Raw genomic sequence first — 16801 nt, 5'->3', positions numbered from 1 at the left:
GGTAGCCGGGCTTTTGAAACGTGAATTGACCTCGATCAAACAATTCTCACAAAAAAGCCCGCACCTGTGGGTGCGGGCCCGATTATCGGGGGATTTGTGACGGCTATTCGGCGGCAAGCGCCGGATGGTTGATCACCTTGCCCGTGGACTTGCCCTTCGGCTGGCCGTCCTCGATCGTCCTCAGGCGCTCTTCCAGCCCCTCGATCGTCTTGCCCTGGTCGTTGACGAGTTCGGTCAGCGCCTCGCGATCAAGCGGCAGGTTTTCCTCGTCCTTCTTGCCGACGAAGCGGCCGAAGATCCAGGCGAGCAGGCGCGACAGATCGTCCATGATCAGGAAGAAGGAAGGAACCACGACGAGGCTGAGCACCGTCGAGACAATGATGCCGCCGATCACCGCGATCGCCATCGGCGCACGGAACGAACCGCCTTCGCCGACGCCAAGCGCCGATGGCAGCATGCCGGCCGACATGGCGATCGACGTCATGATGATCGGACGGGCGCGCTTGCGGCCCGCTTCGATCATCGCCTGCGTGCGTTCCATGCCGTGATGCATCATCTCAATGCCGAAATCGACCAGCAGGATCGCGTTCTTGGTGACGATGCCCATCAACATCAGGATACCGATCAGAACCGGCATCGACAGCGAGTTCTGTGTCAGGATCAGGCCGGCTGCGACACCGCCCATGGCAAGGGGCAGCGAGAACAGGATGGTGAAAGGCTGGATCACATCCTTGAACAGGAGGATCAGCACCACCAGCACCAGCATCAGGCCGAGCAGCATGGCGTTGACGAAGCTTACCTGCATCTCTTCCTCAACCTCGGCGTCACCGCTCTTGAGGAGTTGCACGGTGCTTGGCATCTCGGCTTCGGCAGCTATCTGCTCGAAGCGAGCCGAGGCGGTATTGAGGGCCACGCCGATCGGGAGGTCCGCGCCGAGCGCAACGACGCGGTTGCGATCGTAACGTTTGATCGAGCTCGGGCCTTCGGAATAGTTGATGTCCGCAACACTCGACAGCGGCACTGTCGCGCCCGAAGCGGTCTGGATCTTCAGATTGCGGATCGCGGCGATATCCGTGCGGAAGTCGCGATTGATCTGCACGCGGATCGGGATGAGCCGGCCGTCGAGGGCAATCTTCGTCAGGGCCGCGTCGATGTCGCCGATGGTGGCTACGCGGATCACTTCCGAGATCTGCGCGGTGGTGATGCCAAGGCGCGACATCTGCTCGTCCCGCGGACGGATCTGCAACTCCGGGCGGGGCAGGGCGCCGTCAGGGCTGACATTGGCCAGCAGCGGATCGCTACGCAGCTTGGCTTCGAGAATGGCAACAGCCTGGTCCAGATCCTTCTCGTTGTTCGAAAGCAGGTTGAAGGATAGCTCTCGCTCGCCGCGGTCATTGAGCTTGATCACCCGAACGTCGGGTAGATCGCGGACGCGGGCAAAGATTTCCTTTTCGATCTGCGCCTGAGGAATGATGCGGCCTTCCGGCTCAAGCTTCGGCAGGTATTGGCCGATGACAGGCAGGCGGCCAAGCACATCGTTGACGACCTTGTTGAGAAGCGAGTGATCGCGCTTTTCCAAAAGCACCGTCACCGTGGCCCGGCGCAGTTCCAGGTCACCCTTCGGCGAGGCGCCGCCGAGCACGAAGACGCTTTCGACGCCATCGAGGTCCTTCACCCTTTCATAGATTTGCGCGGTCGTGCGGTCCGTGTCCTCGAGCATGGCGTCCGGCGCCAGTTCGACCGACAGGCTGACGCGCGACGTGTCATCCGGAGGCAGGAAGCCGCCCGGCACGAACATGAACAGTGCGATCACGGAGGCTACCGTTACGCCGATCGCGACGAGGACCGTCAGATAGCGCATGTACCAGCGTTTCGTCGTCGCATGAACCAGACGCGTATATTTGCGCATCAGGTAGCCGTCTTCGAGTTGATGTCCTTCCAGTTTGGATGGACGCATCAGATAGGCCGCCATGACGGGCGTGATCAGCCGCGCAACCAGCAGCGAGAAGAACACCGATACGGCCACGGTCAGGCCGAACTGGATGAAATACTGGCCGACGATGCCCGGCATGAACGACACGGGTATGAACACCGCGATGATGGTGAAGGTGGTGGCGATAACCGCAAGGCCGATTTCATCCGCCGCCTCGATCGCCGCCCGATAGGGCGACTTGCCCATATGGATATGCCGCTCGATGTTCTCGATCTCGACGATCGCGTCGTCGACGAGAATACCGGTTGCCAGCGTCAGCGCCAGGAAGCTGACGAGATTGAGCGAAAAGCCGAGCAGTTCCATGACCCAGAAGGTCGGGATCGCCGAGAGGGGCAGGGCGACGGCGCAAATCAGCGTGGCGCGCCAGTTGCGCAGGAACAGCATGACGACGATGACGGCGAGCAGTGCGCCTTCCATCAGCGTGTGCAGGGCTGCCTCATAGTTGCCGTAGGTGAAGTAGACGGAATCGTCGACCATCTCGATGGTGACGTCAGGGTTGGCTGCCCTGATCTTCTCCAGCGACTTGGCGACGGTCTCGGCAACGCTGACTTCGCTGGCGCCCTTGGCGCGGAAGACGGCGAAGGTCACGCCGGGATTGCCGTTGAACCGCGAGAAGGAGCGGGGCTCCTCATAGGTATCGGTGACGGTGCCGAGTTCTGAAAGCCGCACGAAACGGCCGCTCGGTACCGATATCATCGTGTTGGCGAGCTGATCGACATTGCGGGCATCGCCGAGCGTGCGGATTGCCTGCTCGCTGCCGCCCACCTGGCCACGGCCGGAGCCGAGGTCCATGTTCATGCGGCGAAGCTGGCTGTTAACATCGGCGGCGGTGATGCCGAGCGAATTCAGCTTGTCCTCGTTGAGTTCGACGCGAACCTCGCGGTCGGCGCCGCCATAGCGGTCGACGCGGCCGATGCCGCTCTTGCCCTGAATTTCGCGCTTGATGACGTCGTCGACGAACCAGGAGAGCTCCTCCAGCGACATGCCGGGGGCGGAGACGGAGAAGGTCTGGATCGCCTGGCCCTCGACGTCGACCTTGGAGACGATCGGCTCCTCGATCGAGGTGGGCAGGTCACCGCGGACACGGTCGATGGCGTCCTTGACGTCCTGGACGGCTTGCGTCGTCGGCACTTCCATGCGGAAGATCACGGCCGTGGTCGAAGTGCCGTCATTGATCGTCGACTGGATATGGTCGACGCCGGTGACGCTGGCGACGGCGTCCTCGATTTCCTTGGTGACCTGGGTTTCGAGCTCGGCCGGCGAGGCGCCGCTCTGCGCCACGCTGATCGAAACGATCGGCACGTCGATATTGGGGAAGCGGGTGATCGGCAGGCTATTGAACGACTGATAGCCGAGCACAAGCAAGACGAAAAAGGCGAGGATCGGAGCGATCGGATTGCGGATGGACCAGGCTGAGAAGTTCATGGTCACGGTTCCTGTCAGTTGGTCGCTGGTTGCGCTGATTTGACGGGGTTGATGTGGTCGCCGTCGCGCACATAGGCGCCGGCCCTGGCCACGACCTGTTCGCCGGCCTTCAACCCTTCGACCACCTCGACGAACTTGCCGTCGGAGATGCCGGTCTTCACCGGGATGATGTTCACCACGCCGTTCTCGACCTTGCGCACGATGGTCTTGCCGTCCTCGTTGGTAACTGCTGTTTGCGGCAGAACGACAGCGGTCTTCTCTTCGGCGGTGATGATGGCGCTGGCATACATGCCCGAGCGTGCTTTCGCGGTATCCTTGAGGCTGATGAAGACGGTGCCGAGGCGCGAAACGGGATCGACCGTCGGCGCGATCAGGCGAATAGCTCCCTCGACCTTGGTGTTCCCGCCGGCAAGCGTAATCGTCGCCGGCTGACCGACGACGAGCTTGATGATGTCGGCTTCGGCGACATCGGCCTTCATCTCGATCGCGCCATCGCGGATCATCGCAAACAGCGGTTCGCCGCTGCCGTTGGCGATCGCGCCGATCTTGGCGTTCTTGGCGGAAATGACGCCGGCGACCGGTGCCTTGACCTCGGTACGGGTCAGGCGAAGATCGATATCGTCGATCTGGGCCTGAGCCACCTTGATATCGGCATTGGAGACGGCAACGGCCTGCTCGGCGGAGCGAACGCGGGCGCGGGTGGCGGCCGCAAGGGCGCGGACACGATCGGCCTCTGCTGTCGAGACGGTGCCGTTCTTGGCGAGCTCCGCGTTGCGATCGCTGACGCGTGTCGCTTCCTCGGAATTTGCCTTGGCTTCGCTGAGCTGGGCGTTGAGTTGCGCAAGCCCGGCTTCAGCCTTGGCGAGCGAAGCCTCGAGCTGGCTCTTTTCAAGCCGCAGCGCGTCATCGTTGAGAACGACCAGCACGCTGCCTTCTTCGACCTTGTCGCCGATGTCGACATTCAGTGAGCGGATCGACAAACCCTCGACCAGCGGCGCGACATAGACCTGCTCCACCGCCTGTATCGTCCCGGTTGCAACGACCCGATCGCTGATCGACTGATCGACGGCTTCAGTCACGACGATTGATGGCAGGCTTTGCGCCGGCTGGGCCTTGGCTGCGTCCTCGGCGAATGCACTTGAAAAAGGGGCAATGATCATCGCAGCGCAAACGCTGAGAGCAGGTATTACTTTGTGAGCCATCGGCTTTACAATCCCGGCAACGGAAACGACATAAAGAGGATCTGTGCCTTTCAAGGCCGGATCCCTGCACAATCAAGCGATTATCAGTTTCGCCGACACCTGTTTTCGCCGACCAGCGAAACAAGGCATAGGCGCACGGCCATTGTATTCATGCGCCGCTCACACGGTATCAGACCGTGAGCGCAGGCAGAACTGGGACCTAATCCCGTAGGCAAGACATTCGGAAAATGAACTCCTCCGTGTTGCTTGCCTCCAACAAACATCCGCGCCTATGTAATCTTGACATCATGTGCTTACAAGTGCGGTGAAGTGATGGTTCCTCAATATTTCTCGCGTTCTGCAGTCTTGGTTGCAATCTCGACACGATCTTGACAATTGAGGCGCATCAACCGCCCGTTGGCCTCGAATTGCCACCCCCACGCCCGGACATTCGAGGCAACCCTGGCGGGCCATGAACGGCTTGCACGGAAACGGAAGAGGGCCGCGCGATTGCTGTCGCGCGACCCTCTTCTGCTGTTCGGTTCGTTTCTGCTTATTTCAGAGCCGCGTCGGTGATCTCGTGCGTCCAGGCGCCTTCCGGCTCCTTGGAGATAACTGGATCGGAGCCGCCCGAAAGCAGAGACTGCACGGTCCGCTTGTAGTCGGCTTCGTCCAGGGCGCCATTCGAGCCGGCGGTCAGCTTGGCCACTTCGCCCATCATGCGCTTCTGGTGTTTTTCCGTCTGGGCGCCGGTTGAGTCGTTTTCGAGAACGATGCCTGCTGCTTCATCCGGGTTCTCCTCGGCGTATTTCCAGCCCTTCATCGAGGCGCGCACGAACTTGACCATCTTCTCCTTGAAGGCCGCGTCCTTGAGCTTGTCTTCGAGCACGTAGAGGCCGTCCTCGAGCGTCGCAACGCCCTGGTCCTCGTACTGGAAGGTGACGAGATCGTCCGGCTTGATGCCGGCATCGATGACCTGCCAATACTCGTTGTAGGTCATGGTCGAGATGCAGGCCGCCTGTTTCTGGATCAGCGGATCGACGTTGAAGCCCTGCTTCAGAACGGTGACGCCTTCCGGCCCGCCATCCGTCGGGATCTTCAGGTGCGACATCCACGACAGGAACGGATATTCGTTGCCGAAGAACCAGACGCCGAGGGTATGGCCCTTGAACTTGTCCGGGCTGGTGACGCCGCTTTCCTTGAGGCAGGTCAGCATCATGCCCGACTTCTTGAACGGCTGAGCGATGTTGACAAGCGGTACGCCCTTTTCGCGAGTGGCAAGGGCCGAAGGCATCCAGTCGACGACGACATCGGCGCCGCCACCGGCAATCACCTGGGCAGGCGCGATGTCCGGACCGCCCGGCTTGATGTCGACGTCGAGGCCTTCCGCTTCGTAGAACCCCTTGTCCTTGGCGACGTAGTAGCCGGCGAACTGGGCCTGCGTGACCCATTTCAGCTGCAGCGTCACCTTGTCGGCGGCTTGGGCATGGAACGCTGTAAGCGAAAAGACGCCTGCGGCGAGAAGCGATGCAAGTCTCTTGTTCATGTCAGTTCCCTCTTGTTTTTGCTTCATTGTCTTTGAAGTGCTGCGTGTTCTCAGGCGCCCCCTCCGCGAATGGAAGGATGCCAGAAGGTGACGGCGCGCTCGATGAGCGCCACCACCCCGTAGAAAGCCGAACCTGCCACCGCCGCGACGGCGATTTCGGCCCAGACCATGTCGACGTTCATGCGGCCCACTTCCGTGGAGATCCGGAACCCCATGCCGACAATGGGTGTCCCGAAGAATTCGGCGACGATGGCGCCGATCAGCGCCAGGGTGGAGTTGATCTTGAGCGCGTTGAAGATGAACGGCCAGGCGGCCGGTAGCCGCAGCTTTATCAGCGTCTGCCACCAGGAGGCGGCATAGGTGCGCATCAGGTCGCGCTCCATGTGGCTGGACGCTGCCAGGCCGGCGATGGTGTTCACCAGCATCGGGAAGAACGTCATGATGACGACGACGGCGACCTTGGACTGCCAGTCGAAGCCGAACCACATGACCATGATCGGGGCGACGCCGATGACCGGCAGCGCCGAGACGAAGTTGCCGAGCGGCAACAACCCCTTTTGCAGGAACGGCGAGCGGTCGATGAGGATGGCAACGACGAAGCCGAGACCGCAGCCGAGTGCATAACCTGTCAGCACCGCTTTCAGGAACGTCTGGCGGAAATCGGCCATGAGCGTCGGCAGCGAGTTGATCAGGCGCTGCCAGATCATCGACGGCGCCGGTAGCAGGACGGAGGGCACGGCAAAGCCGCGAACGATGCCTTCCCAGAGTACGAGGAGCGTGATGCCGAAAAGGACTGGCACGGCGAAGTGCGCCACCCGATTGGCAATTTCGCTTTGAAAGCGCTGGCGCACCAGCCATTCGTTGAAAGCCCAGGCGAAAAGCCAGAAGACGATAGCAGCAACGAGGATCGGCAGGTTCATGGCTTGGCCCCCATGCGCTTCAGGACAGCGGTATGCGCAAAGCCGACAATCATCACGAGGACTGCGGCAAGTGCTGCCGCCATGAACAGGGCCGACCAGATCTGCACCGTCTGGCCATAATAGGAGCCGGCGAGCAGGCGGGCGCCGAGGCCGGCGACGGCACCGGTCGGCAACTCGCCGACGATGGCGCCGACGAGCGAGATCGCCACGGCAACCTTCAGCGAGGTGAAAAGATAGGGCATCGACGACGGCCAGCGCAGCTTCCAGAAGGTCTGTGCCTGTGAGGCGTTGTAGGTGTGCATCAGATCGAGCTGGATCGCTTCGGGGCTGCGCAGGCCCTTCACCATGCCGACGACGACCGGAAAGAACGAGAGGTAGGTCGATATCAGCGCCTTCGGCAGCAGGCCTGAGATGCCGATGGCGTTGAGGACGACGATGATCATCGGCGCGACGGCAAGGATCGGGATCGTCTGGCTGGCGATGACCCAGGGCATCAGCGAGCGGTCCATCGCACGGTTGTGCACGATGCCGATGGCGAGGAGAATGCCAAGCACACCGCCGATGCCGAAACCGAGCAGGGTGGCCGAGAGTGTGATCCAGGCGTGATAAACCAGGCTGCGCTTCGAGGTGATCGGCTTGTTGACGGTCGTGTCCCAGATTTCGGCAATCACCTGGTGTGGTGCCGGCAGCACCGGCCGCTCCTGCGCCATGGTGTTGTGGACGATCTGCGAGAAACTGATCTCGGTGCCGGCGCGGGCAGCGGTGTCGCGCTCGAAAGGCGCGTTCAGGAACACAACCGCGATGTACCAGACGACGATCAGAAGCGCCACGACGGTGCCGACGGGCAGGAGTTTGTCTCGAACGAAGCTTTCCTCGCGCATCGTCACGCCTTTCCGCTTGTCGGCAGCAACATCAGGCCCATGGCGGCGATGCCGAGCATGACGCCGGCCGCCTGGGTGAGGCTCAGCCTTTCGCCGAAGACGGCAAAGGCGATGATGTTGACGAGGACCAGTTGCACGATGGCCGAGAGCGAGATCGCAAGGCCGAGGCCGCCATCGCGCATCAGCTTCACCATGATGATGTTGCCGACCATGTAGAGCCCGAGCGCCAGAACCAGCACGCCGATATGGCTGTTGGAGACATAGGCGCGCGAAGCGGTCGCGCCACCGAGAAAGATGGTCGTGGCCAGCAGCAGCCAGAGGACGTAGGCAAGGTTCATTGCCGGCCCTCCGCTCCACGCCAGTGATAGAGAATGTCGGGCAGACTTTCCTCGTTGTCGCCATCGGTCCGGCGAACCGCAGAAAAGCCTTGTCGCTCATAGAAGCGCTGAGCTTTGTCGTTTTCTACGAAAGTCCAGAGACTCAATTCCTGCTGCGAAAGCGTCTTGGCTGTGTCGAGCAGATCTCTGCCGACGCCCATACCGCGATCAGGTGCGTCTATGTAAAGCGCCGTCACATAGTGATCGCTGGAGAGCGCCATGAAACCGGCAATGCGGTCGTCCCGCTCCGCGACGATCACGGTGCGTTCGGGAAAAACCGTCTCGCGATAATAGCGCTCGACGTCGGCATGGTCGTGGATGCGCGGCATCCAGGCGGTCGCGTCGATCCAGCGGTTGAGAATATCGGCGCAGGCGCTCATGTCGCCTCGTGTTGCGGGCCGGCAGACGGTCAAGGACGCCGCGCTATTCCTCATAGCTGTGTCCCGCTCTGAGGCCCTCGCGCACGCGGTGGGCGACTTCGAGAAACTCCGGCGTTTCGCGAATGCCGAGCGGGCGTTCGCGCGGCAGCGGTGATTCGATGATGTCGGTGACGCGGCCGGGGCGGGGGCTCATCACCACGATCTTGGTGGAGAGATAGACGGCTTCCGGGATGGAGTGCGTCACGAAACAGATGGTCTTGTTCGTCCGTGCCCAGAGCTTCAGAAGCTGCTCGTTCAGGTGGTCGCGAACGATCTCGTCGAGCGCGCCGAAGGGCTCGTCCATCAACAGGAGATCGGCGTCGAAGGCGAGCGCGCGGGCGATCGATGCGCGCTGCTGCATGCCGCCGGAAAGCTGCCAGGGATACTTCTTACCGAAGCCCTTGAGATTGACGAGATCGAGCGTGCGCTCGACGCGCGCCTGCTTTTCCTGCCGCGAATAGCCCATGATCTCCAGCGGCAGGGCGATGTTGTTCTCGATGGTGCGCCAGCGGTAGAGCGCGGCCGCCTGGAAGACATAGCCATATGCGCGCTGGCGCCGGGCTTCTTCGGGCGTCATGCCGTTGACGGTAATGGTGCCGGAGGTCGCCCTTTCCAGATCGGCGATGACGCGCAGGAACGTGGTCTTGCCGCAGCCGGAGGGGCCGATGAAGGAAACGAAATCTCCCTTGGCGACATCAAGATTGACGCCGGTCAGCGCGTTGACCGGGCCATCGGCGGTCTCGAAGGTCAGGCAGAGGTCCCGGGCCGAAACCACGGATGCGGTATTGGACGTCATCGGCGAATACTCATTCTGGCTTGGCTGTGTCAGACTGCTATCCGGACCGGCAACATGCAATCGCGGATTTGCAAGCGGAGCGGTTTGCTGCTGGTTTTTCAGGGAATTCTGGAGAACAGTCATGTCTCGATCATCCAATCCTGGCTGTCGCGTGGTTCGCCCCGGCAGCGGACATGCCGGAAAGCAGGGGCTCAACTATTTCGAGGGCATCGCGGCGGAAACCGTCGGCGCGACCGGCATCTGCATGCATCTCTTGACGATCCCGCCCGGCGCCCGCGCCAAGGCCCATTTGCACGAGGGTCATGAGACGGCGATCTATGTGCTGTCGGGCGAGGCGCACACCTGGTTCGGCGAGCGGTTGGAGGAGCATGTCATCGTTCGTGCCGGCGAAATGTTCTACATTCCGGCCGGCGTGCCGCACCTGCCGGCAAATTTCTCCGACTCGCCCTGTTCGGCCGTCATCGCCCGCACCGATCCCAAGGAGCAGGAGAGCGTCGTCCTGCTGCCGGAACTCGACGCTCTCGTGCCCGGTTGACGCGACCGGCAACCGCGCCGAAGCGTCCCGCGGGTTTGGCGGGACATGTCCGGTGGGACAGAGTGGTGTGAAGACGTGCAGGCCGCGAAACACCAGGATCAAACCCCGGTCGCCGGGATACCGCTGCGCTGTACGGCGCGGGGAGCTGTGACTTCCTTCCAGGTGGTGAGCGCGGTGCTGACGGCCGGGAACGGATCGCGACGCACGAATTCGCCGTGGCCTTCGCGGGTCTTGATGGTGCTTTCCTCGATGGCAACGACGCCGCGCGTCAGCGTGTAGCGCGGCAGGCCCCTTACTTCCTTGCCCTCGAACACGTTGTAATCGATCGCCGACTGCTGGCTCTTGGCCGAGATCGTCTTCGTGCGCTTCGGATCCCAGACGACGAGGTCGGCATCTGCCCCGACGAGGACCGCGCCCTTCGTCGGGTAGACGTTGAGGATCTTGGCGATGTTGGTCGAGGTCACGGCCACGAACTCGTTCATGGTGATGCGGCCGGTGTTGACGCCGTGGGTCCACAGCATCGGCATGCGGTCTTCAAGACCGCCTGTGCCGTTGGGGATCTTGGTGAAATCGCCGACGCCGAAGCGCTTCTGCTCAGATGTAAAGGCGCAGTGATCGGTCGCGACCACCTGCAGCGAACCGGACGCAAGGCCTGCCCAGAGACTGTCCTGATGCAGCTTATTGCGGAACGGTGGCGACATCACGCGGCGGGCGGCGTGGTCCCAATCCTTGTTGAAGTATTCTGTCTCGTCGAGCGTCAGGTGCTGGATCAGCGGCTCGCCGAAGACGCGCATGCCCTTGGCGCGGGCACGACGGATGGCTTCATGCGCCTGTTCGCAGGACGTGTGGACGATGTAGACAGGGCTTCCGGCCATGTCGGCGATCATGATGGCTCGGTTGGTGGCCTCGCCTTCGACCTCGGCCGGCCGCGAATAGGCGTGCGCCTCCGGGCCGTTGTTGCCTTCCGAAAGCAGCTTTGCCTGCAGTTGCGCGACCACGTCGCCGTTTTCCGCGTGCACGAGCGGCAGTGCGCCCAAGGCGGCGCAGCGCTGGAAGGACGAGAACATCTCGTCGTCGTCGACCATCAACGCGCCCTTGTAGGCCATGAAGTGCTTGAAGGTGTTGATGCCCTTGTCCTTGACGATGGTCTCCATCTCGTTGAAGACCTGCTCGCCCCACCAGGTGATCGCCATGTGGAAGGAATAGTCGCAATTGGCGCGGGTCGACTTGTTGTCCCACATGGTCAGCGCTTCGAGCAGCGACTGATTGGGCGAGGGCAGGGCGAAATCCACGACCATGGTCGTGCCGCCGGCAAGCGCTGCCCTGGTGCCGCTTTCGAAGTCATCGGAGGAATAGGTGCCCATGAACGGCATTTCGAGGTGGGTGTGCGGGTCGATGCCGCCCGGCATGACGAAGCAGCCGCTGGCGTCGAGCGTTTCGTCGCCCTGAAGGTTCGGGCCGATCTCGACGATCCTGCCGCCCTCGATCTTCACGTCCGCCTTGTAGGTCAGGTCGGCGGTGACGATGGTTCCACCCTTGATGACAGTGCTCATTGATTTTCATCCTCGCGATTGTGCTTCCGGTGGCCTTTCGGCCGCCACGAAAAAGGGCGGAACTTTCGTCCCGCCCGCAAACTCATTCGACGATTTCGGCCGTTTCGACGACGGCGTGGAAGAGGACGTCGGCGCCTGCGCCCGCCCACTCCCTGGAGATGTCCTCTGCCTCGTTGTGGCTCAAGCCCCCGACGCAGGGGCACATGACCATGGTCGCCGGCGCCACCTTGGCGGCCCAGCAGGCATCGTGCCCGGCACCGGAGATGAGGTTCATGTGGCTGTAGCCGAGCCTTTCGGCGGCATTGCGCACGGCGGTGACGAGCTTCGGGTCGAAGGTCACCGGCTCGAAATGGCCGATGGCCTCGACGGAACAGCCGACACCGAGCGCATCGGCAATCTTCGGCGCTTCGGCCTCGATCTTCGCGCGCATGCGGTCGAGCTTGGCCTTGTCGGGCGAGCGGATATCGACGGTGAAGACCACCTTGCCGGGCAGCACGTTGCGGGAATTGGGCGAGAACACCACCTGGCCGACGCCGCCGACGGCGCCCGGCTGGTTTTCCATGGCCACTGCCTGGACCATCTCGATGATGCGCGACATGGCAAGGCCGGCGTTGACGCGCATGTTCATCGGCGTCGAGCCGGTATGCGCCTCGCGCCCGGTCAGCGTGAACTCCAGCCACCACAGGCCCTGACAGTGGGTGACGACGCCGATGTCCTTGTTTTCAGCCTCGAGAATCGGTCCTTGCTCGATGTGGTATTCGAAATAGGCGTGCATCTTGCGGGCGCCGACCTCTTCGTCGCCAACCCAGCCGATGCGCTTCAGTTCGTCGCCGAAGGTCTTGCCTTCCGGGTCCTTGCGGCCATAGGCAAAGTCCTGGCTGTGCACGCCCGCAAAGACGCCGGAGGCGAGCATGGCGGGCGCGAAACGCGCGCCTTCCTCGTTCGTCCAGTTGGTGACGACGATGGGGTGTTTGGTCTTGATGCCGAGATCGTTCATCGAGCGAACGACCTCAAGGCCCGAGAGCACGCCGAGCACGCCGTCGAATTTTCCGCCGGTCGGCTGCGTGTCGAGATGGGAACCGACATAGACGGGAAGGGCATCCGGATCGGTGCCGGGGCGGGTGAAGAACATGTTGCCCATGGTGTCGACGCCCATAGTGAGGCCCGCCTGGTCGCACCAGGACTGGAAAAGCTTGCGGCCTTCGCCATCCTCGTCCGTAAGCGTCTGGCGGTTGTTGCCGCCGGCGATACCAGGGCCGATCTTGGCCATGTCCATTAACGTATCCCACAGGCGGTCGGCATTGACGCGCATGTTCTCGCCAGGTGCTGCCACGGCGGTCTCCTCATTCTTTCGGGCCGCACCTTGGGTGGCGCATGCCCCTTATGTTCCCTTGGTCAAATCCAGGCTTGGTTTTTTCTGGTGCCCTTCGATCAGTCGTTGCCTTTGCTGGCGAACTGGCTGATAATTTGACCGGTTGGTAAACATTACAACTTCCGTTGCGGCACTCAAGCCGGAAAAACAAAAAAACGAAGTTGTTGCCCAAAAAGATGGCGGCGCCGAAATTTGGGCAGAGACCGCCTGTGCGGATCAGCGCGCAGGCACCGGCAGGGGGCGAAATGGTACTTCCGAGAGCGGCCAGGACCCAGAGGCGTACACGCATCCAGGAGGAGAAGGAAGAGCGCATTCTGGAGGCGGCGCTGGAGGTGTTTTCCGCCCATGGCTTTCGCGGCGCAACGGTCGACCAGATCGCCGATGTCGCCGGCATGTCGAAGCCGAACCTGCTTTATTATTTCCGTACCAAGGACGCGATGCATCGGGCGCTGATCGATCGCGTGCTCGACACCTGGCTCGACCCGTTGCGCGCCTTTGACGCCGAGGGAAACCCGGTCACCGAGATCCGCAGCTACATCCGGCGCAAGCTGGAGATGGCGCGCGATTTCCCGCGCGAAAGCCGGCTCTTCGCCAACGAAGTGCTGCAGGGCGCCCCGCATATCGAGGACGAACTGAAAGGGCCGCTGAAGGAACTGGTCGACGAGAAGGCGGAGGTCATCCGCGCCTGGGCCAAGGCCGGCAAGATCGCCAAGTGCGACCCCTACCACCTGATCTTCGCGATCTGGTCGACGACGCAGCACTATGCCGACTTCGACGTGCAGGTGCGCGCGGTGCTCGGGCAGGGCAATTCCGGCGAAGGCCGGTTCGAGGATGCCGCACGCTTTCTCGAGCGCCTGTTCGTCGACGGGTTACAGGTCAGCGAGCAGCCAATCTCCTGAATTCCCTTGGGATTAATCCGGCAAAAGCGCCATCAACGCCAGCCCGCAGGCGGTCGTCAGGGCCCCGGCGAGGACAGGCAGGCTGACCCAGCCATGGCCGAGAATGCCTTCAAGCAGAATGATGAAGCTCGGCGTCAGATAACCGTAGCCAAGCACCTTCGACGATGGCAGTCGCATCGATGCGAACTGCAGCAACAGGAAGGTAATCGCTGTCGTTACGACCGCGAGATAGACGACGGCGATCCAGACGATGGCTGGGAGACTGGCGAAGTCAGTGGTGGCAAGACCGGCGGCGCCGGGCACCAGGAGCCACGGCACGGTGCAGGCGGCAACCCAGAAACCGAAGGCAAAGGGGTTTTCCTTACGGTCGAACTTGCGGATCAGCGGCACGTAGATCGCGTGGCAGATCACGCCGACGAAGAAGATCAACTCACCCTGGCCGATGTCGAAGGCGAGGATCGCCTGGATGTTGGCGCGAAAGATCACCCAGACGGCGCCGAGTGCGGCGATGATGAGGCCGGCGAGCACGCCGGGGCGGGTGTGCTGGCCGAGCAGCAGGAAGGCAAAGCCCGCACTTAGCAGCGGCATCAGCGTGAACACTGCGCCCGTCGAAACAGGATCGGTAAACTCCAGCGCCTTGAACATCGTCAGCATGTAGACGGCGATCAGCCCACCGAGGATGAGGAAGCGCCATAATTGTTTTGGGATCTGAAACGGCACCCGGGCATAACCGAAGGTGAGCGCGCCAAGCACGACGACGGTCAGGAGGTAGCGCCAGAGCGTCAGCGGACCTGCGCCCATATGCTGAGCCGCCAGGCCGCCGAAAGAGAAGGAGCCGGCAATCAGCGCCGAAAAGGTCAGCATCGCCAGATGCGCCTTGAGTTTTTCGACGCCCTTGGCGTGGCTCTGGTGCGCGGTTTTCGGCGAGACGTCCTGTTTCATGCTGGCTTCCAAACTGCAGGTGGTAGGCGCATATGCGCCCACCACCTAAGCCGGAGCGGGTGACGGTTGCAAGGCCCTGGCGATATCGCCGGCGTCCTCGACGATCCAGGTTTCGAGTGTCGCCTGGCGTCCGCGAAGGCTGATGTCAAGCCGCTTGTGCGCCTCCATCACCACGCCGGCGCGGTTGACGAGTTCGGCCGAGACGGCAAGCTGAGCGTCGTGCTCCTTGGCAAGGCCCTCGAGCCGGCTCGCGGTGTTGATGGTATCGCCGACGGCGGTCAGCGACGTTGCCTGGCCATAGCCGATCTCGCCGATGATGGCGGGGCCGGCATGCATACCGATCGCGATCCTGAGCGGCTCGTCCAGTTCTCCCTCGAAGGTCTGGTTGAGCGCATCGATACCCTTGGAGATGCGTACGGCAGCGGCAAGCGATTGCTGGCACGCCTCGGCGAAGGAATTCTTCAGGCCGAAGATCGCGAGCGCGCCATCGCCGATGAACTTGTCGATGACGCCGCCGGAATCCTCCACCGCCTCGCCGACCATCTCGAAATAGCGGTTCAAGAGGAAGACGGTATCGAAGGGCAGCTTGTGCTCGGCGATGCTGGTAAAGCCGCGCAGGTCGCAGAAGAGCACGGCGATTCGCCGCTCGCGGCCCTCGCCATCCTGGCGCACCAGCTGCTTCTTGATGCCGATGCTGTCGGTATCGAGAATGGGCACGACGGTGACGTTGTGAACGGGGCGGAACTGGCAGGCCAGGCGCACATTGTCGGGCGCGCCGATCCGCATCAGCGTCGCAAGCTCGGCGTCTTCTGGCCCGGGGTTGCCTTCGAGGCCCTGGATCACCCGCACGCGGCAGGTCGAGCAGCGGCCGCGTCCACCACAGACCGAGACATGCGGAATGCCGGCGGCGCGGCTCGCCTCCAGCACGCTGAAGCCGAGATTGACCGTGGCAACGCGGCCGTCGGGATAGCGCACGCGGATGCGCCCGCCTTTGGGCAGGATGCGCAAGATGAAGGTGCCGGCGATCAGTCCGGCAAAGCCGAGATAGAGGCCGAACCGGATATTTTCCAGCAGATCGACGTCGTAGGCTGGCCTGATTTCCGCACGGTCGCCATAGCCGCCATGCTCTTCATAGACGCGCTCCAGCGAGCGGGCGCCACTGAAGAATCCGAGAAGCGCGAAGATCGGCACGAGGATTGCGACCGTATAGAGCAGGATCTCGTAGCGCGGAAACCAGGTCCGCCCGCGCATCCAGAACCAGGCGCCGAGACAGCCGTGGCTCCAGGCGAGCAGCAGGGCGAGCGACTGGCGGGTGGTGTTGGTCCAGTTCGACCAGAGCACACGCAACATGCCAGGATAGTCGGCTTCCACGCCGGTTAAAAGCGGCTCGACCCGCGTCGCGGTGACGTGACCGATCAGCAGGAACGGCAGGCTGAGGCCAAAGATGATCTTCAGCGCCTCGCCCATCGGCATGCGCAGCGTCTGGCGGCGATAGAGGCTATCGAGCGCCATGATGAAATGTGCCAGCAGCGCCCCATAAAGCAGGATCGTGCCTGGCACGCTGTGCCAGACGACGTTGAAAACCTTGCGGCCGGCTTCCATGGCCTCGACGGAGATCAGGCCGAGCGAATGATTCAGGAAATGCGCAAGGATGAACGTACCAAGCACTGCCCCGGAGACGAGGTGTATGCGCTTGCGTCTATTAGCGGAAATGATCGTCAAATAGCGAGCCCGGCTCTGCCGGCGAAACACCGGCTTCGGTTATTTCTCCCTTTATTATCCAGATCGCATACGCCGACAACTTACCTTTTCTACACAATCTGTTTCGTTATCGTGTCTTGCGCGTCATTGCCGGACAGCGCTATTCGGCGGGGTTTGGCTGCCAGAGCTCGATGGGCTAACGAAGGGGTGGCCGCAACAGCAATGCCCGCTGATCTTTGATCCGCGCTTGTGCCTCTGGTG

At 62.2% G+C, this 16801-nt stretch carries 14 protein-coding genes; 2 read left to right on the top strand and 12 right to left on the bottom strand.

The window, feature by feature from the left end; translation table 11 throughout:
• Positions 1-103: 103 nt before the first annotated feature.
• The 8 genes from HT585_RS12290 to HT585_RS12255 all read right to left on the bottom strand — a co-directional run bounded on the left by HT585_RS12290 (position 104) and on the right by HT585_RS12255 (position 9538).
• Entirely contained in the window at positions 104-3418 is a 3315-nt protein-coding gene (locus HT585_RS12290) for an efflux RND transporter permease subunit (protein WP_176353141.1), read from the bottom strand.
• Between the two features lie 14 nt (positions 3419-3432).
• On the bottom strand, positions 3433-4620 hold the full coding sequence (locus HT585_RS12285; protein ID WP_176353140.1) for an efflux RND transporter periplasmic adaptor subunit: 1188 nt from the start codon (positions 4618-4620) through the stop codon (positions 3433-3435).
• A gap of 532 nt (positions 4621-5152) precedes the next feature.
• The gene (locus tag HT585_RS12280; RefSeq protein ID WP_115419483.1) at positions 5153-6145 is read right to left on the bottom strand and encodes an ABC transporter substrate-binding protein; all 993 of its coding nucleotides are present in this window, start codon (positions 6143-6145) and stop codon (positions 5153-5155) included.
• A 50-nt stretch (positions 6146-6195) separates the two neighbouring features.
• Entirely contained in the window at positions 6196-7065 is an 870-nt protein-coding gene (locus tag HT585_RS12275) for an ABC transporter permease (protein ID WP_176353139.1), read from the bottom strand.
• Positions 7062-7946 carry an ABC transporter permease gene (locus HT585_RS12270; RefSeq protein ID WP_176353138.1) on the bottom strand — a complete coding sequence of 295 codons (885 nt, stop codon included), beginning with the start codon at positions 7944-7946 and terminating at the stop codon, positions 7062-7064. The genes HT585_RS12275 and HT585_RS12270 overlap by 4 nt, the downstream gene beginning before the upstream one ends.
• Before the next feature lie 2 nt (positions 7947-7948).
• Positions 7949-8284, bottom strand: coding sequence for a hypothetical protein (locus HT585_RS12265; protein WP_176353137.1), 336 nt, complete (start codon positions 8282-8284; stop codon positions 7949-7951).
• Positions 8281-8703: a GNAT family N-acetyltransferase gene (locus tag HT585_RS12260; RefSeq protein ID WP_246707632.1), complete on the bottom strand. Its 423-nt coding sequence runs from the start codon at positions 8701-8703 to the stop codon at positions 8281-8283. The genes HT585_RS12265 and HT585_RS12260 overlap by 4 nt, the downstream gene beginning before the upstream one ends.
• 43 nt (positions 8704-8746) lie before the next feature.
• Positions 8747-9538 carry an ABC transporter ATP-binding protein gene (locus HT585_RS12255; RefSeq protein ID WP_176353135.1) on the bottom strand — a complete coding sequence of 264 codons (792 nt, stop codon included), beginning with the start codon at positions 9536-9538 and terminating at the stop codon, positions 8747-8749.
• 121 nt (positions 9539-9659) lie between these two features.
• Between HT585_RS12255 and HT585_RS12250 the strand changes: the two genes are divergently transcribed.
• A complete protein-coding gene (locus tag HT585_RS12250) occupies positions 9660-10073 on the top strand; it encodes a cupin domain-containing protein (protein WP_176353134.1) in 414 nt (137 codons plus the stop codon).
• A 98-nt stretch (positions 10074-10171) separates the two neighbouring features.
• On the opposite strand, the gene hydA is transcribed toward HT585_RS12250, so the two are convergent.
• Positions 10172-11626 (bottom strand): dihydropyrimidinase, encoded by a 1455-nt coding sequence (gene hydA / locus HT585_RS12245; protein WP_176353133.1) that lies wholly within the window; start codon positions 11624-11626, stop codon positions 10172-10174.
• A gap of 82 nt (positions 11627-11708) precedes the next feature.
• Complete coding sequence (locus tag HT585_RS12240; RefSeq protein ID WP_343213961.1) at positions 11709-12959, bottom strand: Zn-dependent hydrolase; 1251 nt, start codon at positions 12957-12959, stop codon at positions 11709-11711.
• Between the two features lie 284 nt (positions 12960-13243).
• Between HT585_RS12240 and HT585_RS12235 the strand changes: the two genes are divergently transcribed.
• The gene (locus HT585_RS12235) at positions 13244-13897 is read left to right on the top strand and encodes a TetR family transcriptional regulator C-terminal domain-containing protein (protein ID WP_176353132.1); all 654 of its coding nucleotides are present in this window, start codon (positions 13244-13246) and stop codon (positions 13895-13897) included.
• Positions 13898-13909: 12 nt separating this feature from the next.
• Here HT585_RS12235 and HT585_RS12230 read toward each other — a convergent pair whose 3' ends face one another.
• The gene (locus tag HT585_RS12230) at positions 13910-14839 is read right to left on the bottom strand and encodes a DMT family transporter (protein WP_246707631.1); all 930 of its coding nucleotides are present in this window, start codon (positions 14837-14839) and stop codon (positions 13910-13912) included.
• Between the two features lie 45 nt (positions 14840-14884).
• Entirely contained in the window at positions 14885-16561 is a 1677-nt protein-coding gene (locus HT585_RS12225; protein ID WP_176353131.1) for an adenylate/guanylate cyclase domain-containing protein, read from the bottom strand.
• Between the last annotated feature and the right edge of the window lie 240 nt (positions 16562-16801).

The sequence above is a fragment of the Ensifer oleiphilus genome (assembly GCF_013371465.1).
Taxonomy (GTDB): Bacteria; Pseudomonadota; Alphaproteobacteria; order Rhizobiales; family Rhizobiaceae; genus Ensifer; species Ensifer oleiphilus.
The sequence above is the reverse complement of the archived record's forward strand: the minus strand, read 5'-3'. Positions and strand labels throughout refer to the sequence as shown.